The organism is Mangrovicoccus sp. HB161399, assembly GCF_013184745.1.
Classification (GTDB): domain Bacteria; phylum Pseudomonadota; class Alphaproteobacteria; order Rhodobacterales; family Rhodobacteraceae; genus Mangrovicoccus.
The window spans coordinates 1-17,942 of the sequence record NZ_JAATVU010000022.1 but is presented as its reverse complement, the minus strand read 5'-3'; the positions used below and the strand labels follow the sequence as shown (position 1 = coordinate 17,942).

At 69.6% G+C, this 17,942-nt stretch carries 15 protein-coding genes; 7 read left to right on the top strand and 8 right to left on the bottom strand.

Annotation, left to right across the window (positions count from 1 at the left end; genetic code table 11):
- Positions 1–103 precede the first annotated feature (103 nt).
- A complete protein-coding gene (locus HCC78_RS14055; protein ID WP_172329420.1) occupies positions 104–1,549 on the top strand; it encodes a trehalase family glycosidase in 1,446 nt (481 codons plus the stop codon).
- A gap of 142 nt (positions 1,550–1,691) precedes the next feature.
- Here HCC78_RS14055 and HCC78_RS14050 read toward each other — a convergent pair whose 3' ends face one another.
- The 5 genes from HCC78_RS14050 to HCC78_RS14030 all read right to left on the bottom strand — a co-directional run bounded on the left by HCC78_RS14050 (position 1,692) and on the right by HCC78_RS14030 (position 8,670).
- Positions 1,692–2,195, bottom strand: a complete 504-nt coding sequence (locus HCC78_RS14050) for a DUF2076 domain-containing protein (RefSeq protein WP_172329419.1) — start codon at positions 2,193–2,195, stop codon at positions 1,692–1,694.
- Between the two features lie 1,756 nt (positions 2,196–3,951).
- Positions 3,952–5,154, bottom strand: coding sequence for a plasmid replication protein RepC (gene repC / locus HCC78_RS14045; RefSeq protein ID WP_172329418.1), 1,203 nt, complete (start codon positions 5,152–5,154; stop codon positions 3,952–3,954).
- 195 nt (positions 5,155–5,349) lie between these two features.
- Positions 5,350–6,363: a plasmid partitioning protein RepB gene (gene repB / locus HCC78_RS14040; protein ID WP_172329417.1), complete on the bottom strand. Its 1,014-nt coding sequence runs from the start codon at positions 6,361–6,363 to the stop codon at positions 5,350–5,352.
- Between the two features lies 1 nt (position 6,364).
- Entirely contained in the window at positions 6,365–7,573 is a 1,209-nt protein-coding gene (repA, locus tag HCC78_RS14035) for a plasmid partitioning protein RepA (protein ID WP_216671159.1), read from the bottom strand.
- A 329-nt stretch (positions 7,574–7,902) separates the two neighbouring features.
- Complete coding sequence (locus HCC78_RS14030; RefSeq protein WP_172329415.1) at positions 7,903–8,670, bottom strand: SDR family NAD(P)-dependent oxidoreductase; 768 nt, start codon at positions 8,668–8,670, stop codon at positions 7,903–7,905.
- A gap of 151 nt (positions 8,671–8,821) precedes the next feature.
- Between HCC78_RS14030 and HCC78_RS14025 the strand changes: the two genes are divergently transcribed.
- From HCC78_RS14025 to HCC78_RS14000, 6 genes are all read left to right on the top strand, one after another.
- A complete protein-coding gene (locus tag HCC78_RS14025) occupies positions 8,822–9,622 on the top strand; it encodes an IclR family transcriptional regulator (RefSeq protein ID WP_172329414.1) in 801 nt (266 codons plus the stop codon).
- Positions 9,619–10,584, top strand: coding sequence for a 2-dehydro-3-deoxygalactonokinase (locus tag HCC78_RS14020; RefSeq protein ID WP_172329413.1), 966 nt, complete (start codon positions 9,619–9,621; stop codon positions 10,582–10,584). The genes HCC78_RS14025 and HCC78_RS14020 overlap by 4 nt, the downstream gene beginning before the upstream one ends.
- Positions 10,577–11,230, top strand: coding sequence for a 2-dehydro-3-deoxy-6-phosphogalactonate aldolase (locus HCC78_RS14015; protein WP_172329412.1), 654 nt, complete (start codon positions 10,577–10,579; stop codon positions 11,228–11,230). Before HCC78_RS14020 ends, HCC78_RS14015 begins: the two co-directional genes overlap by 8 nt.
- A gap of 56 nt (positions 11,231–11,286) precedes the next feature.
- Positions 11,287–12,249: a tripartite tricarboxylate transporter substrate binding protein gene (locus HCC78_RS14010; protein WP_172329411.1), complete on the top strand. Its 963-nt coding sequence runs from the start codon at positions 11,287–11,289 to the stop codon at positions 12,247–12,249.
- Between the two features lie 64 nt (positions 12,250–12,313).
- Positions 12,314–12,811, top strand: a complete 498-nt coding sequence (locus tag HCC78_RS14005; protein WP_172329410.1) for a tripartite tricarboxylate transporter TctB family protein — start codon at positions 12,314–12,316, stop codon at positions 12,809–12,811.
- Positions 12,812–12,832: 21 nt separating this feature from the next.
- On the top strand, positions 12,833–14,344 hold the full coding sequence (locus tag HCC78_RS14000; RefSeq protein ID WP_172329409.1) for a tripartite tricarboxylate transporter permease: 1,512 nt from the start codon (positions 12,833–12,835) through the stop codon (positions 14,342–14,344).
- 59 nt (positions 14,345–14,403) lie between these two features.
- Here the strand turns inward: HCC78_RS14000 and HCC78_RS13995 are convergent, their stop codons facing one another.
- Genes HCC78_RS13995 through HCC78_RS13985 form a run of 3 tightly spaced genes read right to left on the bottom strand, consistent with a single transcriptional unit; the run spans position 14,404 to position 17,854 of the window.
- Complete coding sequence (locus HCC78_RS13995; protein ID WP_172329408.1) at positions 14,404–15,051, bottom strand: aromatic-ring-hydroxylating dioxygenase subunit beta; 648 nt, start codon at positions 15,049–15,051, stop codon at positions 14,404–14,406.
- The gene (locus HCC78_RS13990; RefSeq protein ID WP_172329407.1) at positions 15,051–16,355 is read right to left on the bottom strand and encodes an aromatic ring-hydroxylating dioxygenase subunit alpha; all 1,305 of its coding nucleotides are present in this window, start codon (positions 16,353–16,355) and stop codon (positions 15,051–15,053) included. Before HCC78_RS13990 ends, HCC78_RS13995 begins: the two co-directional genes overlap by 1 nt.
- Before the next feature lie 2 nt (positions 16,356–16,357).
- Positions 16,358–17,854, bottom strand: coding sequence for a glutamine synthetase family protein (locus HCC78_RS13985; protein WP_172329406.1), 1,497 nt, complete (start codon positions 17,852–17,854; stop codon positions 16,358–16,360).
- Between the last annotated feature and the right edge of the window lie 88 nt (positions 17,855–17,942).

Below are 17,942 nucleotides of genomic sequence, written 5' to 3'. Positions count from 1 at the left end.
GATCAAGCGGAAGTTTGCGCCGCGGCCGCGGAAGCCGCGCACTGGCCATCGCCGAGGCCCGGGACTAGCCTCGGGACCAGCGCACCGCCGGGGAGGACATGCGATGGAATATCTCGACCAGAGCCTGGAGACGCTCTTCGCCGATCTCCACTGCTCCGGCCTCTGGCCGGACGAGAAGGCGATCTCGGATTCGGTCCTGCTGGCGCCGGCGGAGGAAATCCGGGCGGCCTATGCCGCGGCCCAGGCGGACGGGCCGGTCGACCTGCGCGCCTTCCACGCGCGCTGGTTCCGGCCCGCCCAGCCGCCCGGCGCAGGCTACCGCACCGATCCGGCGCATGGCCCGGCAGAGCACCTGGAAGCGGTCTGGCCGCACCTGATCCGCCCGGCAGACGACCCGGCGGAGCGCTCGGCCCGCTACCCCCTGCCCCATCCCTACGTGATCGCCGGCGGGCGGTTCCAGGAAGCCTACTACTGGGACAGCTACTTCACCCAGCTGGGGCTCCTGCGCTCGGGACGCACCGGGCTGGTGCGGGACATGCTCGACAATTTCGCCCATGCGATCCGCGAGACCGGCTTCGTTCCGAACGGCTTCCGCTCCTACTTCCTCACCCGGTCTCAGCCGCCCTTCTTCGCCCCCATGGTCGCCGATTACGGGCGCGCCACCGGCGATCCGGCCGCGGCCTTCGCCCGCTACCTGCCCGCGATGGAGGCCGAGTACCGCTTCTTCATGGAGAGCCCGCGCAACCGCGGCGGGCTGGCGCGCTACTGGGATGCGGGCGACGGGCCGCGGATCGAGATGTATGCCACCGACCTGGCCTGGCAGGACCACGCGCGGGCGCATCCCGGCTTCTTCCGCGACCTGCGCGCCGCCTGCGAAAGCGGCTGGGACTTCTCCTCGCGCTGGCTCTCCGATCCGCAGGACCTCGGCACGATCCGCACGACGCGCATCTGGCCGGTCGACCTCAACTGCCTGCTGCTGCGGATGGAGGAACTGCTGGCGCTGGCCGCGTCGGACGCCGCGCCGGACCGCGCCCAGGGCTACCGTGCTGCCGCCGACCGGCGGCGCGATGCGATCTCGGCACGCTTCTTCGACGCGGAGCGCGGCTATTTCTTCGATCTTCTCGCCGACGACGGATCGCTGCTCCCGGTCACCTCGGCGGCCGGGCTGTTCCCGCTCTGGGCCGGAGCCGCCACCGAGGCGCAGGCGGCCCGGGCGGCGGACTGGGCGGAACGCCGGCTGCTGCGCGGCGGCGGTCTGCTGACCACGGACATTGCCAGCGGCCAGCAATGGGACAGCCCCAACGGCTGGGCGCCGCTGCAATGGATCGCGGTGCAGGGGCTGCGGCGCTACGGCCATCGCGCGCTGGCCGCGGAACTGCGCAGCCGGTGGCTGGCCACCTGCGATGCGGTGTTCCGCGCCTCGGGCAAGTTCGTCGAGAAATACAACGTGATCGACCCGCTGTCGCCCGGCGGCGGCGGCGAATACGAGCTGCAGGACGGGTTCGGCTGGACCAACGGCGTCTATCTCGACCTCGCCGCCGATCCCTAGCCGCGCGCCGCGCCGCGCCCGGAGAGGCCGGGGAGCGCAGGGCACCGCGGCATGGCCCGGCGCTCAACGCGCCGCTGCCGGAGCTGTCCCGCGGCCGGGACGCGGCAGAGCTGCCGGGCCGACCGCGGAGACGGCGGGTGGCCTACCACTCGCCGTCGTCGCCGAAGTCGTCCATGCCGAAATCGGAGTCATCCTCCTGCGGCATTTCCGCGGCCTGCGCCTCGTCGGCGAAGAGGCCGGAAACGGCATTGGCCACCAGCATGCCGCCCGCGACGCCCATCGCGGTCTGCGCGGCCCCGGCAAGGAACCCGCCCGGCGCGCCCTGCGGCACCGCCTGGCGCATCGGCGCGGCCCGGCGCGGCGCCTGCCCGCCGAAGAGCCCCGACAGGAATCCGCCGCCGCCCTGCGGCCGCTGCCGCGCCTCGGCCAGGTCGGCCTCCAGCTGCTCGATCCGCGCCTGCGCCGCAGTCAGCGCGTGCTCCTGCACGACCACGGTCTGCGCCATGTAGTAGGGCGCGCCCGGCTGGCGGGAAATCGCGTCTCCGATGAAGCGCTCGGCTTCCGCATCGCGGGACGGCGCCTGGCGCTCGACCTCCGCAAGCTTGTCGAAAAGTCCGCTGATCGCCTGGCGGTCGCTCGTGTCCATCTATGGCTCCCTCTGAAGTGTTTCGGCACCGTGCCGCCCGGACGGAGGCCATCCGCCCGGTGCCTCTGCAGATATGGCGGGCTCCGCCCCGACGGGAGAGGACGCACGGCGGCGTGACTCAACGTCATCGCCATCTGCGGCAGCAGGGCGCAGCCCGCGCCGCTCCTGGTGCCGGGCCGACGGCTGGGCCATGGCCATCCGGCACGGAACCGGCGCAGTCGGACCGCAAAGCCCGCGGCCGCCGCTGCCTTGGCACCTCGGCCAATGGCTGCCGTCTCCTGCGGGCCGCCATCGGCACCGCCCGGTTCCCGGCGAGGACCGCCGGCAGCGGCGCAGCAGGCGGGGCAGGGCAGCGACTGCCGCTTGGGCTCGGAAACCAGCAGGTCCCGGCCGGCAGGATCGTCATCGACCGGCACAGGCGCTGCGACCGATGCCGCCCGCTGCTCATGCCGACACCCCCGCCCCCCGCCCGAAACACCCCTCAGCCTTTCCGCAAGCTGGAGCGCACAAGGCTGCCAGGACGATCCTCTGCCCCCGCAGAATTCGGTTTCGGATGCCTCCGCAGCCCTTCCCTGCCCTGCCACTGCCGCAAGACACCGCCAGCCGCTTTTTCGGGGAGGACACCGCGATCGCCCGCGAATTCCATTGGACGTTCATCGCGCCCCCCGCGGGCGTCGGCCGACCGGCCACCGGTCCGGCGGAGCACGTGGGGCCTTGCGGCTCCGCCGCCAGCAGGTTCCCCACCGCAATGCGGCACTCCATTCCAGGAGCGGACGAACCCTCTACGCCTGCTGGACCCTCGCCGATCCGACCTGACAGCTGGGGTCGCATCCTCCCTGCCCGGTCCCTTCGGCAGTCCGTGCATCCCTCCGTTCCGGAACTGGCGGTTCCCTCCCCGGCAGCCGCCGTCTGCTGCGCGCATCCTTTCGGGACGCCCTCCTGCCAGACCGTGACCCTCTCCGGCCCGTTCCCCGGCGAAAAGGACCTTGGCGGGGTCCGCGTGGCCTCCAAGATCGAGGGCTGCATGCTTCCGCGCTTGCATCCGGCGATGCCGCTCCGCAGGGCATCCGTGCGCTCATCCGGCTGCATGTGTTCGACGCTTGGGGTGGACTCCTCCCGATGACTGGCTCTGACCGTCGCGTTTTGCTGCGGTCCGTGGCGGCCGCAGATGCGAACGCTGAAGGCGGCAACGGCAACTCCGATCGCGATGATCTGACCCGGAAAACGGACCGCATCTGGAGTGCACAAGTTATGCTGTCCCACGCTGCCTGGCCGAAATTGTCCCTTTGCCCTCGGCCATCTCTCCAATGGTGCGTCGCAAGCGCGGAACCTGCGATCGAAGGTCGACGCACAGCTAGGACTCCGCTATGGTTAGAGAAGGATGCCGGCCCTTGGCCGACATGTCATGCCCGGTTCGCGGACGTGTCGCGCTCAGGCGCTTTCCCATACATTATAGCTTCGAAAACGCCGCTTGGTGACCATGCGGGGTATGTCCGGTAATGCGCCGCTATCCGCCATTCAGCCTGTCCCAGTGATTTGTCCATCCGGCGTCGAACCCGAGATCGAAATTGGCCCCGAGGAGAGCAAGGGCAAGCTGTTCCGTTTCCTGCTGTAACGCCTGCAATGATGGCCGAGGCTTGGCGGCGGAAGATGCCCTGCCCCTTTCTCCGCTCGCCTTCTTCGGGTTCGAGATTGGGAAGTTGACGGCTGTCAACTCGGCACCTGCCGTCTGGCCGGATCGGAAAGTTGACAGCCGTCAACTCGCTGCTGCATTCCGTCCCTCCAGGGCCCGCAGCATCGGCAGGATGGAGAATGTCCCCTGGGCGGCCTTCCGGCTGAGGCTCCTGAGATAGGCGCCGGGCGAACGGATCCGTCCCCGGTTTTCCAGCATAGCCGCGACGGTGGCAGCCGCTGCCAATCCTCCCATGCTGTTCTCCGCCCCCTGCCAAGTGTCCGAACTGATCCCAAGCCAGGGCGCAATTTGCTTAGCTGCACGGCGGAAGCTGTCGGCATCCCCGACTGGTTCGGTGGAGTAGGCCGATAGCGAAGGACATGCAGCGAGGATGCGTGGAAGGCTGGCTTCTTTGTTGTTGTCTTTGTTTGTCCCTGTTCTGTCTTGCAGCCTGTCCGGGTTTTGCGTGAATGCTGTCTGCTCGGGCTTTTCAGAGTCAGGGAAGTTTATATCCTGAACCTGTATGTGCCGCTCATTCCGGTCGGGTCTGCCGCTCGGTTCCGCTGTTTCAGCGAGGGTGACCGCAGCAGCCGCGAGCCTCTGGCAGAGGTCATCCAGATGGTCCGCGGCTTTCCGCAGTGCCTCCGAGCAGGGCTTCCGGCGGAGCAGCAGCGGCAGTTCGGCGAGGAAGGCGATGTCATCGCTGCGGAGGGTCCGGGCGTCATCGGCGCGGAGGAATTCCAGCAGCTTCCCGGCATCGCGGAACCGCAGCACCACCGCGTCGCGCAGACGGCGGAGGCGCAGCTCCCGGTCGCGGGTTTCGATCGCTGCCGCGGCGATTTCCGGCCATCGGACGAGCAGGGGCCGCAGGTCGAAGCCGTAGGCAACGGACAGCCCGCCATCGCAGCCGCGCCGGGCGTAGCGCTTGCCGTTGGGGCTGTCGTGGCGGAGGATCATCCCGGCCTCGACGAGAGCCGAGAGATGGCGCCGCAGAGTTGCCTCCGCCATCCCGTGGGCGCGCTCGCCGAGGGTCCGGTTCGAGGGGAAGACGATCAGCGGGCCGTCGCCGGAGAGCTCCGTTTCGGGGAAGAACGACAGGAGCGCGTTCAGGACGGTGAGGCTGCGGCCGGACAGCCCGAACTGCCTGCGGGCGGTGGTGAGGTCGCGGAAGACCTGCCATTTGTCCACGGCGGGAACGGGCGCCGGAGCGGCTGCACGCGCCTGCGCCTCCATTTGGGCAGCCGTCACCGCCCGCCGCCCGAAGGGCGTCGCTGTCAATCTCTGCATGTCAGTTCACGCGGGCAAAAACCTCCCCTCCGTCCAGAGACGGTTGTTGACAGCTGTCAACGCAGTGGCCTATCAAGGAGGTGCTAGATCGCTTGAGAGGCCCTTCGGATGTCATGTCCGGGGGGCTTTCTTTTTGGTTCTGCCTGTGCCGTGCCTCCTTTGGTTTCTGCTCTCTTGCCTGTCAGTGCGGGCCGTTTACCGGCCCTTGCCGCGGCGGCTGGCCAGCCAGTCGCCATGGATCCGGTCGAAATTCTTCTCCAGCCACTCGTCGAAGCCTTCGGCGGCTCCGGCGGGGATGGTCATGGTGATCTTGCCGTCGCGCCGCGTGAGCTTGCCCACGGGCTCGCCCGCGGCGGATTTCAGCACCGCGTCGCGGCTGTCGCCGGTCTGCTTCGCGCGGCGCCGGGGCAGGGCGAGCGCTTTCATCAGCCCCTGGAAGCGGCCGTCGCTGTCCTTGGCCTCGGCGAAATTGGCCATGGCGATCGCCTCGCCCTCGCCCGTGCCCGTTTCCGACATCAGGTTGGCCAGCGCCAGCCAGCGGTCGCGCCCCACCGAGGGCGCCGCGCCGATCGCCTCGATCAGCGCCAGCGGCACCGAATCGGCGACCGACAGCATCCGGCTGATCTGCGTCTTGTCGACGTGGAGCGCGTCGCAGATGATCTTGCGGTCATAGCCCGCGTCGCGCATCTGCCGGGCGAAATTCGCCTTCTCGATGAAGGTCAGATCCTTGCGCGCGGTGTTCTCCTGGCCCTGGGCAACGACGAGCTCGCGGTCGTCGAGATCGCGGATCATCGCCTTGACCGGCTGGCCCAGATCGCGCAGCGCGCGGATCCGGCGGCGGCCGTAGACGATCTGGTAGCGCCCTTCGCTGCCGGGATGCGGACGGACGAGAACCGGCACTTGCTGGCCGTAGTCCCGCAAGCTGGCGACCAGCATGGCATGCGCCTCGGGGTCGTCGTCGTCGAGCCGGTCGGTGACGCCGCCATCCTCGATGGAGAAAGGGTCGAGATCGGTCAGGGCGCGGGATTTCAGCTCGGCCAGCGACTGGCTGACGGCGCCGATGGCGCCCTTGGAATAGCGCGGGCGGCCGGACGGGGCAGGGTCGGACGCGGCCGGGCCGGGCGCCGGGGCGGCGCCCTCTTCCGCGGCTTTCTCCGCCTGCACGGCGGCGTTGACCATCAGCCCCTTGAGCAGGTTCTTGCGTGCCATCTCAGCGCCCCCATGCCTTCTGGATCAGCCCCTCGATTTCGCCGTTCACCGAGTTGAGGCTTTCGATCGCGCGCTCGTAGGTGGAGCGGGTGAACTGCGATTTCTCGATCTCGTAGAGGGTCTGCTTGGTGATGCCGGCATCCGAAATGGCGGTGGATTTCAGCATCGGGTGGTTCAGGACATGCTCGCCGAACATCGAGCGCATGAAGGCGACCATCTCGTTCTGCGGCCCGTCGCCGGGCTCGTAGCGGGTCACCAGGTAGCGCATCCAGTCATAGCTCATGTCGCCGCCGGCATCGGAGACGACGCCCAGCAGGTTCGAGGTCATCAGCAGGAACTGGCACATCGACATGACGTCCAGCATCTGCGGATGCACGGTGACCAGCACGGCGGTTGCCGCCGAGAGGGCCGACATGGTGAGGAATCCCAGCGACGGCGGGCAGTCGATGATGACCAGGTCGTAATCCTGCTCCACCTGCCCCAGGACGGCGCCGACGCGGGTGAAGAACAGTCCGCCCTCGCCGCGGGACAGCGCCATCGGGGTTTCATGCTCGAATTCCTGCAGGTCGAGATTGCCCGGCACGATGTCGAGATTGGTGAAATACGTGCGCTGGATGATCTCGGCCAGCGGCTTGGGGTCGTCATAGGTGATCGCGTCGTAGAGCGTGCCGCCGTCGAGCAGGTCGAATTCCGGCTGGAATCCGTGCAGCGCCGAGAGCGAGGCCTGCGGGTCGAGGTCGATCGCCAGCACGCGGTAGCCCTGCAGCGCGCCGTGCTGCGCCAGATGCGCGGCGGTGGTGGTCTTGCCCGAGCCGCCCTTGAAGTTGATCACCGTGATCACCTGCAGGTGGTCGCCGTCGCGGCGGCCGGGCAGGTAGGTGCCGGGCGTCTTGGCGCCCTGTTCGAGCAGTTCGCGCAGCGCCTGGATGTCCTCGGGCGCGTAGTAGCGGCGGCCGCCGGCGCGGATCTCGGGCGAGGGGCCGCGGCCTTCGAGATGCAGCTTGCGCAGGTACGCGTCCTTGACGCCCAGCAGCTGCGCGGCCTCGCCGGAGGTGAAGCGGCGCAGTTCCTTGCGGGCGTTCGGGGGAAAAAGCTGGGCACGGTGGGCCTGCAGCCGTTCGGAAAGCTTTTCGGCATGCTCGCCGACCAGCCGGTCAATGCGTTCGCCTCCGCGCTGGCGGAGGGGAAGGACGCTCTGGTCCTTTGCCATGGCCTTGCCTATTCTGTCCGGCATCAGGTGCCGTCCTGCCTGTTGTTACGGTTATGGCCGAATATTTCACTGCCTTCCGTTACTATCTGCATGGGTGCAGCGAGTCTGGCAAGAGTTTTCTCGGCAATACGGGAGCTTGGCGCTGTCGCCGCGTCAAGCGTGTCCCTCGGTCCACGGACATGGCCGGGACGGGGCAGGGCGGATCGGCAGGGAAGGGTTTACCGGACATCCTCGGCCCGGGAGACCGGCGGCGGAAGTATCCAGGATTCGGCACAGAAGCGCCGCAGACGGACCGGGCTGCCGGAACGGCCCGGTCCGGCAGGGGGCCGTCAGGGCATGAACTGGCCGCCATTCACCTCGATCACCTGGCCGGTGACATAGCCCGCGGCGGCATTGGAGGCGAGGAAGAGGAAGGCCGGGGCGATCTCCTCGGGGCGGCCGAACCGTCCCATCGGAATGCCTGCCGAGACCGCGGCGCGGGCGGCGGCGTCCTTGTCGGCATGGAAGGCGGTGTCGACCGTGCCGGGCGAGACCGTGTTGAAGCGGATGCCGTCGGCAGTGTGGAAGGCGACCCAGTTCTTCTGGATGTTCTGGAGCCAGGCCTTGGCGGCGCCGTACAGTCCCGCGCCCGGGCCGCCCCCGGTGCTGCCGGCGATCGAGCCGACCAGGATCACCGAGGCCATCTGCCCGGTTTCGGCGGCGGAGCGCTTCAGGTGTGGCAGGGCGGAGCGGGTGCACATCAGCGCCGAGCGGCAGTTGACGCTGCCCACCGCGTCGTAGAAGGCGTCGTCGATCTCCTCCAGCGGAACCCGGCCGACCAGCGCGCCGGCATTGTTGACCAGGATGTCGAGCCCGCCGAAGCGGGCGGCGCAGTCCTCCACCACCCGTTCGCAGTCCGCGGTCCGCGACAGGTCGCCCGGGAAGAAGGCGGCGCCGCCGCCCAGCCCGTCCAGCAGAGCGTCCAGCCCGCCGGGGGCGCTGCGCGCATTCAGCCCGACCCGCGCCCCGGCGGCGGCAAAGGCGCAGGCCACGGCCAGGCCGATGCCCTGGCTCGATCCGGTGACCAGGACGCGGCGCCCGGCAAGATCGTCATGCATGTCGTCTTCCTTCCTGCTTGCCGGGCCCCGGCGCCCGCGATGCGGCGCGGGTCTGCCCGGCTCCTCCATATGTCCCACTATATGGGACGGTATAATACTATTTGACACAAAACGGGGGCCGATTCATAGTCCCCCCGGAAAAGGAGGAAAGATGGGGGAAGATCCGGTCAGCACCGCCGCGTCCGGCGCGGCGAAAGGCACGCAGACCCTGCTGCGCGGGCTCGACGTCCTGCGGCTGGTGTCGGAAGGCGTGTCGGATGCCGGCAGCATCGGCCGCGCGCTCGGCGTGCCGCGCAGCACGGCGCACCGGCTGCTGTCGAGCCTGGTTTCGGCGGGATACCTCCATCACGTGCCGCAGGCGGGCTACCTGCTGGGGCCGCAGCTGATCTTCCTCGGCCAGCGCGCCGCCGAGCAGCGCCCGGTGCGCAGCCTGGCCGAGCCGGTGCTGCGCGAGCTGGCGGGGATCACCGGCGACACCGTCCATCTGGGCATCCCGGACGGGGCGGAGGTGCTCTATCTCGACAAGATCGAGGGCACGCGCGGGCTGGAGATGCGGTCGCGGCCGGGGCAGCGGATGCCGCTGGCGCTGACCGGGCTGGGCAAGGCGATGATGCTGGCCATGCCCGAGGACCGCTGGGAGCCGCTCTACCGCGCGGCCGCCGAGATCCAGGCGCGCCATCCCGGACGGGTGCCGCCGCGGCCCTGGCCGGATTTCCGCGCCGATCTGGAGGAGGGCCGCGCGCGCGGCTTCTGCTTCGACCTGGAAGAGAACGAATACGGGATCCGCTGCGTCGGCGCGCCGGTGCGCGACCTCTCGGGGAAGGTGGCGGCCGGGCTGAGCGTGGCAAGCGCCGTGCCCTTCATGCCCGAGACCCGGCTGGCCGAACTCGGTCCCGTCGTCGCGGCCCATGCCGCGGAAATTTCAAGACGCCTGGGAGGGCGATCCGAATGACCGAGCTGCCGACCGCCCTCGTGGCCCTGGACTGGGGCACGTCGAGCCTGCGGGCCTACCGGATGGATGCCGGCGGCGCGATCCTGCAGACCCGGGCCGACGGCTGCGGCATCCAGCACCTGCCCGCGCCGGGAGAGGACGGGTTCGAGGCCGCCTTCGAGGCGATCTGCGGCGACTGGCTGGACGCGGCGCCGGGACCGGTGCCGGTGGTCGCGGCCGGCATGGTCGGCAGCGCCCAGGGCTGGCGCGAGGTGCCGTACCTGCGCTGCCCGGCGGGGCCGGAGTCGCTGGCCGCCGCGTCGCTGTCCTTCGAGACCCGCAAGGGCCGCCGGGTGACGATCGCGCCGGGGCTGCTGATGGACGGGCCGGACGGCGCGCCGGACGTGATGCGCGGCGAGGAGATCCAGATCGCCGGCACGCTGGCCGCGCATCCGGAGGCGGCGCGCGACGCGATGCTGGTGCTGCCCGGCACGCATTCGAAATGGGCGCAGCTGGAAGACGGCCGGGTCGTCCATTTCGCCACCTACATGACCGGCGAGCTCTTCGCCGTTCTGCGGGCGCATTCGATCCTCGGCCGGCTGATGCCGCAGGACGGCGGCGGCGACCCGGAGGCCTTCGGCCGCGGGCTGGAGCGGGCGCGCGAGGGCGGCTTCAGCCACGCGCTGTTCAGCGTGCGGACGCTGGGCCTGACCGGCCGGATCGCGCCGGAGGGGCTGGCCGACTACATGTCGGGACTGCTGATCGGCCACGAGGTGCTGTCGGCGGCCGGGGAACTGGACGCCGGGCGGCCGCTGTTCCTGGTCGGCGAGGGCGCGCTCTGCCGCCGCTACGAACGGGCGCTGGAGCAGCTTCTCGGCCGCGCGCCCGCCGCGCAGCCGGGCAATCCCGCCCCAGCCGGGCTTTTCGCCCTTGCCGGAGCCGCCGGGTTCCTGGCCGGACAAACGGAGACCAGCAATGTCTGAGACCGCATTCGCGGAACGGTTCGACGCGGCCATGGCCGCGCTGCCCCTGGTGGCGATCCTGCGCGGGCTGACCCCGGCGGAAAGCCTGCCGACCTGCCGCGCGCTGCAGGAGGCCGGGTTCCGGCTGATGGAGATCCCGCTGAACTCGCCCGATCCCTTCGACAGCATCGCGCAGGTTCGCGCGGCCATGCCGGCCGATGTGCTGGTGGGCGCGGGCACGGTGACGTCGGTCGCGGCGGTGGCGCAGCTGGCGCAGACCGGCGCCGAGCTGGCGGTGATGCCGCATGCCGACACGGCGGTCATCCGCGCGGCCAAGGAGGCCGGGCTGATCTGCGTGCCGGGCGTGGCGACGCCGACCGAGGCCTTCGCGGCGCTGGCCGCCGGGGCCGACGCGCTGAAGATCTTCCCGGCCGAGCTGGTCGGGCCGGCGGCGATCCGCGCGATGCGCGCGGTGCTGCCAAAAGGCACGCGGCTGCTGCCGGTTGGGGGCATTTCGCCCGCCACGATGGCGCCCTTCCTGGAAGCCGGGGTTGCGGGCTTCGGGCTGGGCAGCGCGCTCTACCGTCCCGGCGACAGCGTGGCCAAGGTTGCGGCCAACGCCCGGGATTTCGTTTCGGCTTTTCCGGTGCAGGCGGTTCCCGCCTGACGCGTTCCGCGGCCCGGACAAGGAGAGGGCCGCATTTGTTCCTGTGGAGGATAACGATGGACAGACGTAGTTTCACCTTCTCGGCGCTTGGTGCCATGGCTGCGATCCCGCTGGGCGGGCGCGCGATGGCGGCGGGCTATCCGTCGCGCACGATCGAGATGATCGTGCCCTATTCGGCCGGGGGCGGCACCGACCTGGTGGCGCGGGCCTTCGCCGACATCGCCAACGAGACGCTGCCCAAGGCGATCGGCGTGGTCAACCGCACCGGCGGCGGCGGCGCGGTCGGGCTGACCGGCATCGCGCGGGCGCGGCCGAACGGCTACACGATCGGGCTCGGCACCGCGGAGATCACCATGCTGCCGCACATGGGCATGGCCAGCTTCAAGGCGACGGACTTCACCGCCATCGCGCAGCTGAACGCCGACCCCTCGGCGATCACCGTCAAGGCCGACGCGCCCTGGCAGACGCTGGAGGAGTTCGTCGCCCACGCCAAGGAGAACCCGGGCACGGTGCGGATCGGCAATTCCGGCACCGGCGCGATCTGGCACCTGGCGGCGGAAGCCTTCGGCAAGGATGCCGGCGCCACCTTCAACCACATCCCCTTCGAGGGCGCGGCGCCGGCGGTGACCTCGCTGCTGGGCGGCCATATCGAGGCGGTCAGCGTCAGCCCGGCCGAAGTGTCGAACTTCGTCGCCGCGGGCGAGCTGCGGATGCTGGGCGTGATGGCCGACGAGCGGGTCGGCGCCTTCCCGGAGGTGCCCACGTTCAGGGAGCAGGGCATCGACCTGACGGTCGGCACCTGGCGCGGCGTGCTGGTGCCGAACGGCCTGCCGGATGACGCGCTGGCCGTGCTGCGCGAGGTGGCTGCCACTGCCGGGCAGTCCGAGGCCTTCAAGGCGCAGCTGGCGAAGATGAACCTGAACCATGCCTACATGGATGCCGATGCCTTCCAGGCGAAGATCGCGGCGCAGGACGAGTTCTTCGGAGAGCTCATGGGCGAGCTGGGCATGGCCCGCTGACCCTCCGCGGCCGGGCGGGCGGCGGGGCTGCCGCGCCCGGCATCTTCTCTGAGGAGCAATTCCCATGACTGACACTGCAATGGAGCAGGCGGTCTCCCCGGGCGAGCGCGCGGGGACCCTGGCCTTTCTCGGCCTCGTCGCGGCGGTGGCCGTGGCGGCGATCGTCCTGACACGGGGCTTTCCGCCCAACACGCTTCCCACCGATGTCGGCCCGGCACGCTTTCCCGTCCTCTATGCGCTGGTGCTGATCGCGCTCTGCGCGGTCTCGGCGGTGCAGACGCTGCGCGCCCCCGGCTACGAGGGCCTGCCGCCGGTGCCCGGCGCCAGGCTGCGCGTCGCGCTGGCGGTGGCGGCCGTCGCGGCGGCGATCGCGCTGATGCCCTGGCTTGGCTTCCTCGCCACCGCGGCGCTGTTCCTCTTCGCGATGATCTGGCTGATGGGGCGGCGCCAGCTGGTCGGCAATGCCGTCTATGCCGCGGCCGCCTCCGCCGCCATCTTCCTGCTCTTCTCCTACGGGCTGAACGTGCCGCTGCCCGGCTCCGCCCTGCTGGGCGCGGGCTGAGCGCGGCGAACGGAGACTGCTATGTTCGATTTCTCGATGCTTGCCCAGGGGGTCGCCACGCTGGCGGCCAGCCCCATGGCGCTGCTGATGGCCGTGATCGGCGTGGCCATCGGCATCTTCATCGGCGCCATGCCCGGCCTGACCGCGACGATGGGGGTGGCGATCCTTCTGCCCTTCACCTTCGGCATGGACCCGCTGCCGGGGCTGCTGCTGATTTCCGGCGTGTTCTTCGGCGGGGTCTATGGCGGCTCGGTCACGGCGATCCTGCTGAAGATCCCCGGCACGCCCGCGGCGGCGGCCACGGCGATGGACGGCTACGCGCTGACCGAAAAGGGCCAGGCCTCGCTGGCGCTCGGCACGGCGACGGTGTCGTCCTTCCTCGGCGGCACCGGCTCGGTGCTGGTGCTGATCTTCCTCGCGCCGGTGCTGGCGCGCTTCGCGCTGAACTTCTCGGCGCCCGAGAGCTTCGCGCTGGCGGTGTTCGGCCTGTCGATCATCTCCTCGATTTCCGGCAGCTCGCCGGTCAAGGGGCTGATCGCGGGGATGCTGGGACTGCTGGTCGCGACGATCGGACTCGACCCGATGGGCGGCTTCCCGCGCTTCACCTTCGGTTTCCCCGATCTCTACGAAGTGCCCTTCATCCCGGTGATGATCGGCCTCTTCGCCGCGGCGGAGGCGTTCAAGACGATGGAGGATCCGGCGCGGCGGCTGGGCCGGGCGGCGAAGCTCGGCCGGATGGTGCCGCCCTGGGACAAGCTCCGGAGCGTGCTGCCGACCATCGGGCGGTCCACCGGGCTGGGCGTGCTGATGGGCATGATCCCGGGCGCGGGGGCGGATGTCGCCGCCTTCGTCTCCTACAACGAGGCCAAGCGCTTCTCGCGCAACCCCGAGAATTTCGGCAAGGGCGAGCTGTCGGGCGTGGCGGCCTGCGAATCCGGGGCGAATGCCTGCACCGGCGGCGCGCTGCTGACCATGCTGACGCTGGGCATTCCGGGCGACGCGGTGACCGCGATCATGCTGGGCGCCTTGACTCTGCAGGGGCTGCAGCCCGGGCCGCTGCTGTTCCAGCAGCATGCCGACCTGGTCTTCACGCTCTTCGCGGGGATGGTGTTCTGCTATGTCGCGATGCTGGTGCTGGGGCTGGGGCTGATGCGGATCATGGGCAACGTGCTGAAGGTGCCGCCCGCGCTGCTGACGCCGACGATCTTGGTGCTCTGCATGGTCGGCACCTACGCGCTGAACAACTCGATGTTCGATGTCGGCGTGATGCTGGTGGCGGGCGTGGCCGGGTACTTCATGCAGAAATACGGCTTTCCGGCCTCGCCGGTGGTGCTGGCACTGATCATGGGGCCGATGGCCGAGGCCAATTTCCGCCGCGCGCTGTCGCTGTCGAACGGCAGCCTCGACTTCCTCTGGACGCGGCCGATCACCGTGGCGCTTCTGGCGCTGGCGCTGCTGACGCTGTTCCTGCCGGTGCTGCGCTGGCTGTGGCAGATGCGGCAGGGCGGCGGCGGCGCGCGGCGCTCCGCCTGAACCATCCGGACCGGCCCTGCGGGGCCGGTTCTGCGTTGGGCTTCCCGCTTCGGGGAGGCTCAGACCAGGAATGTCAGGTTGTGGTGGGCGCGCCCGGCATCGAGCAGGCAGACCAGCTTGCGGCCGATCTTCCAGCTGCCCTCCTCCTCGACCAGCACATGGCCCATCCAGCCCGACAGCACCTGCACCGGGTGGCCGGCGCGGATCTCGTGGCAGAGGAAGGACGAGCGGATTTTCACCTCGCCCTCGCGCACCGTGGGCACGCGGACGAAGCCCGAGCTAAGATGCGCCGTGTGGCTGACCGGGATCTGGGCCGAGGCGACCCCTGTGCGCAGCCAGACGATCCGGTCGCCCAGGCGGCGGCGGTCGTCGAAGGCGATGGTCACCTGGTGCTGCGGATCGGCCACCTCGGGCGCGGGCAGGCCGTCCGCGGCCGGGATCCAGTAGAGGCAGCGGGCGCTGTAGAGATGGAGCCACTTCTCGTAGGCGCGGCGGTCCAGGAGCCAGTTTTCCTGCAGGATCAGCGCTTCGTGGCTGGCGCGTTCGGCCTCGCTCAGCGGTTGGCCCATCGCCTCCCACTCCGCCATGTCCTGGCGAAGCAGGTCGTAATAGCTGTCGTCGAGATAGGGCGAGGTCACGGCATCCGTCAGGATCTGCTCCAGCGTGAAGCCCGCCCCCATGATGCCGTCATCGAGAAAATCGTCCATCACAGCGCCCTCATCTCGTCATCCGACTGCATCCGCTTCAGCCATTCGGTCCAGAAGACCCGCATCGGCAGCTCGTCCGAGACCGGCCCGGTGGTCAGGCCGCGGGGGCCGTCATATTCCGCGCCGGTATCCATGTGGCGGCCGACATGGACCCAGTCCATCTCGGGGATCGACAGCCCGGCCTGGCATTCCTCGAAATTCGCCAGGTCGTCCGGCTCGCCGAAGCTCGGGAAATCCTCCTGGAGCCGCATCCGGAGCGTGTTGACCTCCGGCGGCAGGTTCGGCGCCTCCAGCGCGGTCGCGTACCAGATCAGGTCGGTGCGATCGACATCCAGAGGCTCGATCACCTGCAGCTGGTTGCCGATGACCAGCAGGTTCGGGAAGATGTTCAGGTTCATTCCCGAGCCCACGACCACGTCGAGCGCCCGCTCGGCCACCTCCGGATAGCGCGCGCGGATCTGCGCGGCATAGGCCTCCTCGCCCGGCATCGGCGCGGCCTGGTCCCAGTAGCGGGCAATCTCGGCGCGCTGGTCGATGAAGGTGCAGCCGTTCCGCGCATCGGCCACGGTCTGAAGCCCGGCATCGACATCGCCCAGCGTCCATTGCATGTCCACGCCGCCGCCATAGCGCGCCTTGCGCATCCGCAAGAGCGAGGCATGCGAAAAGCCCGGATGATAGCCGTCGGCGGCGTTGTCGTAGATCAGCTTCCAGTTGCCGTTGCAGATCAGCCGGTGCGTCCTGCGCCGCAGCTTGATTTCGGCGCCGGGCCAGCGGTCGAGCCACTCGTCGAGGATCGAGAGTGCCGTGCCGTAATGGTCCTGCAGGGGCGGCAGGGACTGGTTCAGCGTGCCGAAGACGAAGCCGCGATAGCTCTCGACGCGGATCTTGCCGAGGCCGAGCTTCGCGCGGTCGAAGCTGGGCCCGTAGCCGCGGGGCAGGGGGACCGAGCGCAGCTCGCCGGAATTGGCGAAGGACCAGTTGTGGTAGGGGCAGGTGAATCGCTTTGCCTTGCCCTCGGCCTGGCGGCAGACCGTGGCGCCGCGATGGGTGCAGCGGTTCAGAAGCCCGTGCAGCCGGCCCTCGCCGTCGCGGGTGACGATGACCCGGCGCAGGCCAAGACGGCGCTGGACGAAATCGTCGGGTTCGGGCAGCTCGCTTTCATGCGCCAGATAGGTCCAGGTGCCGCCGAAGAGATGGGTCATCTCGCGCTCGAAGATCGCGCGGTCGGTATAGAGGCTGCGATGCACGCGCCCCTCCTCCACCAGCCCGTCGAGGCCGGTGGGGATGCTCTGGTAGCGCGTCATGGTCAGTACCGGGTGAAGTATTCGCGGTGTTCCCAGGCTGTCACCGCCTCGGGGGCGTCCCGCCATGCCGGTTCGGCCGCCTCGAAGCGGGCGAGTTCCGAGCGCTTCATGCCGACCAGCCAGTCGACGAAGGTGTCGCCGAAATGGCCGCGGAAGAAGGCGCTGCCGTCGAGCGCCTCGACCGCGGCGTAGAGATCCTTGGGCAGCTCCGGGCGGTGCACCGCCTCGTAGGGCGCGTGCTCCATCGGACCGGGATCGAGCTGCCGTTCCAGCCCGTCGAGGCCCGAGAGGATCTGGCTGGCGAGATAGAGATACGGGTTGGCCGCCGGTTCGCCGATGCGGTTCTCGACATGGGTGGAGGAGAGCCCCGGCCCGCCCTGCACGCGGATCATCGCGGCGCGGTTGTCATAGCCCCAGGTCGCGCGGTCGGGCGCCAGCGAATTCGGCTTGCGCCGCTTGTAGCCGTTGACCGTCGGCGTGGTGAAGACCGAGGCCTCGACCGCGTGTTCCAGCAGCCCGCCGACGAAATTCAGCGCGGTCGGCGACAGCAGCGCGCCGGAGCCCTCGGGCGTGGCGAAGACATTTCTGCCGTCCTTCGACAGGCTCTGATGCAGGTGCCAGCCGGAGGCAAAGAAGGCGGGCAGGCCGGGCTGGGTCATGAAAGTGGCGTGCAGCCCCATCCGGGCGCAGACCTGCTTCGCCATCGAGCGGAAGAGCGTCAGGTTGTCCGCGGCTTCCAGCGCGCCGGTCACGTCGAAGGTGAATTCCAGCTGCCCCGGGCCCATCTCGTTTTCCATCGTGCGCAAGGGCAGGCCGAGCGCCTCGCAATGATCGGCCAGCACGCCCAGCAGTTCGTCCGCCACGTCCAGATGCGCCTCGGACTGGTAGGCGAAGCCGCGGAACAGCGGCTCCACCTTCGGCGGCTCGGGGGCAAGCCCGAGGCTGCCCATGTGCTCGGGCGCCATCATCGGGTCGAGCACGCGGCAGACGGTGAACTCGATTTCCAGCCCGGCGACATAGCTATGGCCGGTCTTCTCCAGCGCGGCGACCGCGTCCTTCAGCTTGTGGCGGGCATCGAAAGGGACGGGGGCGCCGTCGGGAAAATGCATGTCGCCGAGGATCCAGCCCGTCTTCGGCACCCAGGGCAGGATGCGGAAGGTGGCGGGGTCGGGGACCAGCGTGACATCCGGAAAGCCCTCCATCTCCTCCATGGCGAGGCTGCCGCCGGAGGTGAAGGGGTTGTAGGCGATGCCCTCGGCGCTGTCGAAGTTGAACTGCGCGGTGGTGAAGTCGAGCCCGTCCGCCATCGCGCCGCGGAAGGCGCGCGGGGTCAGGGTCTTGCCGCGGATCTTGCCCTGCGGATCGGCCACCGCCACGCGGATCGTGCGCAGCTCGTGCTCTTCGACCAGCGCCATCACCCGCGCGGCCGCTTCTGCCTGCGCCTCGGTCCACAGCTTGTTCCGGGCGATGAATCCACCGCCGGCCGCATCCAGTGCCATCGTGCCATTCCCTGATTGGTGCCGGGTCCGGGCCGCAGCGGCGGGACCCCTGTTCGCTGCTTCGTATGTTCGGAATTTTACGGAATAA

Coding starts and splice junctions, on each gene's coding strand:
- HCC78_RS14055 (WP_172329420.1), top strand. CDS start 104: ATGGAATATCTCGACCAGAGCCTGGAGACGCTCTTCGCCGATCTCCAC.
- HCC78_RS14050 (WP_172329419.1), bottom strand. CDS start 2,195: ATGGACACGAGCGACCGCCAGGCGATCAGCGGACTTTTCGACAAGCTT.
- repC (WP_172329418.1), bottom strand. CDS start 5,154: ATGCAGAGATTGACAGCGACGCCCTTCGGGCGGCGGGCGGTGACGGCT.
- repB (WP_172329417.1), bottom strand. CDS start 6,363: ATGGCACGCAAGAACCTGCTCAAGGGGCTGATGGTCAACGCCGCCGTG.
- repA (WP_216671159.1), bottom strand. CDS start 7,573: ATGGCAAAGGACCAGAGCGTCCTTCCCCTCCGCCAGCGCGGAGGCGAA.
- HCC78_RS14030 (WP_172329415.1), bottom strand. CDS start 8,670: ATGCATGACGATCTTGCCGGGCGCCGCGTCCTGGTCACCGGATCGAGC.
- HCC78_RS14025 (WP_172329414.1), top strand. CDS start 8,822: ATGGGGGAAGATCCGGTCAGCACCGCCGCGTCCGGCGCGGCGAAAGGC.
- HCC78_RS14020 (WP_172329413.1), top strand. CDS start 9,619: ATGACCGAGCTGCCGACCGCCCTCGTGGCCCTGGACTGGGGCACGTCG.
- HCC78_RS14015 (WP_172329412.1), top strand. CDS start 10,577: ATGTCTGAGACCGCATTCGCGGAACGGTTCGACGCGGCCATGGCCGCG.
- HCC78_RS14010 (WP_172329411.1), top strand. CDS start 11,287: ATGGACAGACGTAGTTTCACCTTCTCGGCGCTTGGTGCCATGGCTGCG.
- HCC78_RS14005 (WP_172329410.1), top strand. CDS start 12,314: ATGACTGACACTGCAATGGAGCAGGCGGTCTCCCCGGGCGAGCGCGCG.
- HCC78_RS14000 (WP_172329409.1), top strand. CDS start 12,833: ATGTTCGATTTCTCGATGCTTGCCCAGGGGGTCGCCACGCTGGCGGCC.
- HCC78_RS13995 (WP_172329408.1), bottom strand. CDS start 15,051: ATGGACGATTTTCTCGATGACGGCATCATGGGGGCGGGCTTCACGCTG.
- HCC78_RS13990 (WP_172329407.1), bottom strand. CDS start 16,355: ATGACGCGCTACCAGAGCATCCCCACCGGCCTCGACGGGCTGGTGGAG.
- HCC78_RS13985 (WP_172329406.1), bottom strand. CDS start 17,854: ATGGCACTGGATGCGGCCGGCGGTGGATTCATCGCCCGGAACAAGCTG.